At 51.2% G+C, this 5717-nt stretch carries 7 protein-coding genes and 1 pseudogene; 5 read left to right on the forward strand and 3 right to left on the reverse strand.

Annotated features, from left to right (window positions below):
• Positions 1-66: 66 nt before the first annotated feature.
• The 3 genes from ACI2JR_RS27860 to ACI2JR_RS27870 all read right to left on the reverse strand — a co-directional run bounded on the left by ACI2JR_RS27860 (position 67) and on the right by ACI2JR_RS27870 (position 1376).
• Positions 67-288: a hypothetical protein gene (locus ACI2JR_RS27860; RefSeq protein WP_462480057.1), complete on the reverse strand. Its 222-nt coding sequence runs from the start codon at positions 286-288 to the stop codon at positions 67-69.
• Positions 285-497: a hypothetical protein gene (locus ACI2JR_RS27865; protein WP_462480058.1), complete on the reverse strand. Its 213-nt coding sequence runs from the start codon at positions 495-497 to the stop codon at positions 285-287. The genes ACI2JR_RS27860 and ACI2JR_RS27865 overlap by 4 nt, the downstream gene beginning before the upstream one ends.
• A gap of 162 nt (positions 498-659) precedes the next feature.
• Positions 660-1376, reverse strand: coding sequence for a helix-turn-helix transcriptional regulator (locus tag ACI2JR_RS27870; protein WP_462480059.1), 717 nt, complete (start codon positions 1374-1376; stop codon positions 660-662).
• A 704-nt stretch (positions 1377-2080) separates the two neighbouring features.
• On the opposite strand from ACI2JR_RS27870, the gene ACI2JR_RS27875 reads away from it, so the two are divergent.
• The 5 genes and pseudogenes from ACI2JR_RS27875 to ACI2JR_RS27895 form a co-directional block, all read left to right on the forward strand.
• A complete protein-coding gene (locus ACI2JR_RS27875) occupies positions 2081-2896 on the forward strand; it encodes a helix-turn-helix domain-containing protein (RefSeq protein ID WP_462480060.1) in 816 nt (271 codons plus the stop codon).
• 16 nt (positions 2897-2912) lie between these two features.
• Complete coding sequence (locus ACI2JR_RS27880; protein ID WP_462480061.1) at positions 2913-3794, forward strand: ATP-binding protein; 882 nt, start codon at positions 2913-2915, stop codon at positions 3792-3794.
• Positions 3791-5170, forward strand: coding sequence for a replicative DNA helicase (locus tag ACI2JR_RS27885; protein WP_462480062.1), 1380 nt, complete (start codon positions 3791-3793; stop codon positions 5168-5170). Before ACI2JR_RS27880 ends, ACI2JR_RS27885 begins: the two co-directional genes overlap by 4 nt.
• Positions 5157-5525 carry a RusA family crossover junction endodeoxyribonuclease gene (locus ACI2JR_RS27890; protein WP_462480063.1) on the forward strand — a complete coding sequence of 123 codons (369 nt, stop codon included), beginning with the start codon at positions 5157-5159 and terminating at the stop codon, positions 5523-5525. The genes ACI2JR_RS27885 and ACI2JR_RS27890 overlap by 14 nt, the downstream gene beginning before the upstream one ends.
• Positions 5522-5717, forward strand: a pseudogene (locus tag ACI2JR_RS27895) (hypothetical protein); the annotation flags it as partial. The gene ACI2JR_RS27890 and the pseudogene ACI2JR_RS27895, both read left to right, overlap by 4 nt.

Consider the following 5717-nt stretch of genomic DNA (forward strand, 5'->3'; position numbering starts at 1 on the left):
TATACGTGAGCCACCTCCCGGAGTTTTGCCGCACTGACTGTCGCATAAAAAACATCATCGGCAATATCACTCTCGTCCTTTTCCTGCCGGGGGGGCAGACGCGTCGCTATATTCCTTAATATATTCGTTCGTGATATCCAGCATCTTTTTCATTGAGCGAATTAAGCAAGCCATTGCACAATCAGTTTCGTGATCTTCGTTGCTGTGCTTATAAATAAGTTCCAGAAGCACGGTGTTTTCAGCGATATACGCTGCGATAGTTTCAAGCATCTGAACGGGAGTTTTCATTGTCCGACCCCCTCTTGCTGATAAATGACCTCATTCATGTAGACATAAGCATCACCAGTCAGCTTTTTAATAAGAGACGCTATCGCATAAAGTTCAGAATCTGCTAATTGGTGCGGATAATCCTCAAGAAGAGAACAGATCACTTCTGCTTGAAATACATTCTCTGCAGATTGTTTAAATTGCTTGAGTTCTGGAACTGTCATTTTCATCACATTGGCTCCGTTGTTTGCCGATGAGATGATTATGTACATGATGTTCATTTTTATCAAGAACAAAATGTTCATTTATTGATTTGAGAAATGAACATTTTGTATATGAATTTGATTTTGAAGGGAATTAAGTAAAAAAAATCCCGGAAACCCGGGATTATATTAGTGATTGGATTTTAACTGGGCTTCTAATTCATCATCTTCTATGTGTCTGGATTGTTTAAGTATTCCAGCTACATATTCGAGTTTTTCTACTTCATGGTAAGGCATTGTTATTGGTCTATGGTCTTGGTTGATGCTGGTGAACTGGTACTTACCATCACGGTCATAGCCCAATACCTTGATCATATTATGTCCGCTCTTGGTTCTTACAAAAACCTCGTCGCCAGGGCAAACGTTTTTATTTGGTTCGACCAACACAAATTCTCCTGATTGAATGCGTGGCCACATGCTGTCACCTCTCACTCTTAAGCCAAACGCATCAGGATCATCACTGTAAATTTTGAGCCAGCCATCGTTCTCCTCAACCATCTCAATGCTGCCATCAACCCCTAACATTGCCTCACCTATGACCCTGACAAGTCCATTTTTTATTTGCCCTATGTACTCAATCGTATCCGCCCCATGCCGAGGCGAAGTTTCGGCAATGTCACCATGCTGGAGCCAGAGTGGATCGACCTTTAGGAACTTGGCCAGTAAGAAAAGTTTATCCTGACGAGGCATCGTCTCAGCATTAAACCACTTACTGACAGCCTTAGGTGTTAAAGACAGTGCCGAAGCGATAGCTACACCGCGGCCATGTGTATCAATCCCCGCTTTCTTGCAGGCCAGTGCCAGCCTCTCGGAGAAATCTTTTCGCACTTTTTCATTTTGAACCATGTGTACACCCTATATCAACTTGCATGAACTTTCTATTCCATTTAATATGTACATTATGTTCATTTTGTCACCGGGGTAAATATGTTTTCTCAAATACTCAGAGATGTTGGTTTAAGGAAGGTTTCGCAGGTTACGGGGCGGACCTTGAGGCAGGTTTACAAGTGGGAGGTTCAGAACACACTTCCGCGCAGTGATTTTACTGGCGAAACACTCCTGGCCCGAGCGATTGCAGAGGCGTCTGAGGGGCTCTATACCGAGCAAGAAATCCTGTCTGCGGCAATGGCTGGCCGTCGGCAGAATGCTGCCGAGGTGTGACATGTCACCTGAAGACTTCATTCGCAAGCACATAACGTCGGCGCTGAAAGCTGAGGGCTTCAGTGGGAGTGTCGCAGGGGGGAGGCTGAGCACGGAGTGGATTATTACCGCAGAAGCTCGCAGGCAAGCAGAAAGGGGGCGATCTTCGAGGATTGTCTCTTTCGTGCGCGTCAGTGGGCTATCGGGCAGACAACGACATCCGAACGGAAATCAGCAAAGAAAAAGCCGGGAAGAGCTGGTGGAGTTCATCCCGGCTTGTTCTGACTTTGCTACGTATAACCACTCAAATCTACCTAGCGGGGTAAATTCATGAAAAACCATACCAGAGTATCCGATTACAAATCAAGCGCTGGCAAAGCAGCCGGTGATATCAGTCTGAGGACTTTCAAATGAGTATGGAGCTCATGGTTCAGGCAATGAAACTCAGGGTGGGCAATCCTCTGCGCAAACTTGTGCTGCTGAAGTTGGCCGACAACGCCAGCGATCTAGGGGAATGCTGGCCGAGTTACCAGCACATTGCTGATCAGTGCGAAATCAGTAAGCGCTCTGTGATGAATCACATTGAGGCGCTCTGCGAGCGTGGGTTGATTAAAAAAGAGTCTCGGACTGGCCCAAAGGGTAATTCCAGCAACATTTATCAACTCACCTTACGTGGTGCAGGAGATTCACCAGGGGGTAGTGCAAATCGTTCACTACCTGGTGCAGCAGATTCACTAGGTGGTGCAGGAGATTCACCAGGGGGTAGTGCAGGAGCTGCACCCAGAATCAGTCACTCTTTTGAACCAGTCAAAGAACCAGTCAATGAACCTATAAAACATTCTGGCGCATCGGCTGACGCCTCTGCACCGGCCCGTTCTGCAAAACAGGATTATTCTCCTGATTTCGAAACAGCCTGGCAGGCATACCCCAAACGCGCCGGTGGTAATTCAAAGTCGGGAGCTTTCAAAGCATGGAAAGCCCGCCTGAAAGACGGAGTTAAGCCTGAAGACATACTGGCAGGCGTTAAACGCTATGCAGCCTACTCCCGTGCAACCGGCAGTGTCGGCACCCAGTTCGTCAAGCAGGCGGCGACGTTCTTTGGGCCCGATCGGCACTTCGAAGAATCCTGGCAGGCGCCATCCGCTCCCGGAGGTGGGCGCCCTGGCGCGCTGCCGGTATCCGGGTTTAGCGAGCAGGACTATGGCGAATCAGGTTGTCAGTGGTAATCGGGAGATAATTCAAATGTTAAATTTATTGAATCAACACAAAGAGCGCACAGACCTGAAAGCAACTCAGGAGCACCTGAACGAAGAATTGGCTTTCGCACTGGAGCACAGACTTCCGTGGGGCTACGCCGGGTGGGAGTCCGGGAAAGTTGAGACCATCACCTGCGAAAAACACGGCGGGTTTGAACGTTTTTCCCTGGTGGGCAAAGCTTTTCGCGGCGGCGAGAATTTTAAACACTCACGATGCCCGGAGTGCCTGAAAGAAGAACTGGCAGAGGTGGACTCAAAACTGCGCGCACTTCGTGTCGATGATCTGCTGGATCGCGCTGGTATCGCGCGCCGCTTCGAAGGTTGCGAGTTCGATAACTACCAGGCCGTGAATCAGGATGCAGTGAAAAACCTCTCCGCTTGCCGGCGTTATGCTGAAAACTGGGGGCACTGCTATGAAGCTGGGTTAGGCCTGCTGATGGTAGGGAAGTGTGGTACCGGCAAAAATCACCTTGCGGTCGCAATGGCAAAAAACATCATTCGCACCCACCTGGCTCGCGTTGAAATAACTGATGTGATGCGTGTTATGCGTGCTGTAAAAAGCACCTGGCGTCACAGCTCTGAAGTGACGGAAGACAGTGTACTGGATCACTTTACAGGCCTTGACCTACTGGTCATCGACGAAGTAGGCGTGCAGTTTGGCAGCGCCTCAGAGCTGGCCATCCTGCAGGAGATCGTCAACGCCCGCTACGAGAATGTGTTACCCACCATCCTGATCAGCAACCTGACCTTTGAGCAGCTTAAGGATTCCATCGGTGAGCGCATCGTTGACCGCGTGACCAATGGCGGACGCAACCGCCTGGCGTTTAACTGGGAAAGCTTCCGTGGCAATGACGGGGTGTCGGCATGACGCCAGTGTGGAAAAACGAAGATCTGGAAGGGGCGGTCATCGGCGCTATATTTTTACGCCGTGCCGACCCTGAGGTACTGGATATTCTTTCCCGGTTGCCGGCGAGTTCCTTCTCGGTTCGTCAGTACCGTGAAATTTACACAGGTATCTGCCGGCAGGCCCGCGGCGGCGGGGTGATTGATCCGCTGTTGCTGTGCGAAACACTGCCGGCACTTCAAACAACCATTCTGGAAACCACCCGGGTAAGCTGGGCGAAAACCGCGCTGGTCTCTTACGTCGATGTGCTCCTTCGCAATGCCGGCGTTCGTGATGCTCAGGTGATGCTTGAAACGGCACTGGAACAAATCAGGACAGCCAGCAACGGCGACGCAGCTCTTGCCGCTCTGGAGTCGGCAAAGCAGGCCATGTCTGCCATCGACATTTCGGCCGACATCGTGCAGCCCGTGCATATTTCAGACCTGCTCGCCGCGGTGACTGATGAGGTTGAATCCCGCAGTGAGGGAAGGGATGAGACTCGCTGCCTGCTTACCGGGATTGAGGAGCTTGATGCGAAGACAGGTGGTATCGAATTAACGGATTTAGTGTTTATCGCGGCTCGGCCATCGATGGGGAAAACCGAGCTGGCGCTGGACATCATCGACAAGGTATCTGCGCAGGGGCACGGTGTGCTGTTTTTCAGCATGGAAATGTCCGACACCCAGATCGCAAAACGTATGGTTTCAGCATCGGGCGGCATGCCAGTATCCCGCCTGAAGGCCGCGAGCCAGTTTGAAGACGAAGACTGGGCGCGATTCTTTAACGGCATGGAGCGCCTGGCCACTCGCAATATCTGGATCACTGATGCCACCGACCTGACCGTCGAACAGATTCACCAGACCGCCACCCGTTATCAGCTGGAGCATCCGGAGATTGCGCTGGTGGTCGTCGATTACCTAGCGCTTATCAAAATCCAGAGTAACGCGCGTTATGACCTTGCCGTGGGTGAAGTCTCCAAGGGGCTCAAGCGACTGGCCAAGGCTAACAAAACCCCCGTTATCGCACTGAGCCAACTTTCCCGCGGGGTAGAGTCCAGACCCAACAAACGGCCCATGAACTCCGACATGAAGAACTCCGGTGAGATTGAGGCCGACGCCGACCTGATCCTGATGCTGTACCGCGATGAGGTTTACAACCCGGAATCCCCGGCAAAGGGCATTGCCGAAATCAACGTGACAAAACAACGCAATGGTGAACTGGGGACCATTTACCGCCGGTTCTATAACGGTCATTTCCTGCCGATTGACCAGGAAGAAGCCCGGCAGCGTTCAATGCCTAAACCGAAGCCACAGCAACGCCGCTATACCAGAGGGAGCCAGGCTAATAATGCAGATTTTTAACATCACGCCAATGGGCAAGCCCCGACAAACTCGCGCAGACAAATGGAAACAACGGGAGGTCGTGCTTCGCTACCGGGCATTCTGCGATGAGGTCAGGCTGAAGAAAGTCACCATGCCGGAGGCGGGAAGTCACATTACCTTCATCCTGCCGATGCCGGCGAGCTGGAGCCAGAAGAAACGCAAAGTGATGAACGGGCAGGCTCACCAGCATAAGCCGGATGTCGACAACATGATTAAAGCGCTGATGGATGCGCTGTTTGCTGATGACGCACATATCTGGGATTTGCGGGTAACAAAGCTCTGGGGTGTAACCGGACAAATTTTAATTTCTGATATCGGAGAAGTGGCCGCATGAAACTGGAAGCATCACTCAAACATTTCAGCCCGCAGGGTATGCATATCAACGACGACGTGAAAAGCACATCGCCGAATCGCCTGAACGGCACCGACGTTATCCGAACCTGGCTATGCTCTACGACGGCGGTGGAATTCGAGTCAACGAGCACAACGGGAGCAAAATCACGCTGCCGGAGTCGTTTATTATTCC

The sequence above is a fragment of the Klebsiella sp. NPDC088457 genome (genome assembly GCF_044900465.1).
Lineage (GTDB): Bacteria > Pseudomonadota > Gammaproteobacteria > Enterobacterales > Enterobacteriaceae > Klebsiella.

Bases quoted from the DNA above. Each gene is read 5' to 3' on its own strand.
- ACI2JR_RS27860 (WP_462480057.1), bottom strand. From the start codon at position 288: ATGAAAACTCCCGTTCAGATGCTTGAAACTATCGCAGCGTATATCGCT.
- ACI2JR_RS27865 (WP_462480058.1), bottom strand. From the start codon at position 497: ATGAAAATGACAGTTCCAGAACTCAAGCAATTTAAACAATCTGCAGAG.
- ACI2JR_RS27870 (WP_462480059.1), bottom strand. From the start codon at position 1,376: ATGGTTCAAAATGAAAAAGTGCGAAAAGATTTCTCCGAGAGGCTGGCA.
- ACI2JR_RS27875 (WP_462480060.1), top strand. From the start codon at position 2,081: ATGAGTATGGAGCTCATGGTTCAGGCAATGAAACTCAGGGTGGGCAAT.
- ACI2JR_RS27880 (WP_462480061.1), top strand. From the start codon at position 2,913: ATGTTAAATTTATTGAATCAACACAAAGAGCGCACAGACCTGAAAGCA.
- ACI2JR_RS27885 (WP_462480062.1), top strand. From the start codon at position 3,791: ATGACGCCAGTGTGGAAAAACGAAGATCTGGAAGGGGCGGTCATCGGC.
- ACI2JR_RS27890 (WP_462480063.1), top strand. From the start codon at position 5,157: ATGCAGATTTTTAACATCACGCCAATGGGCAAGCCCCGACAAACTCGC.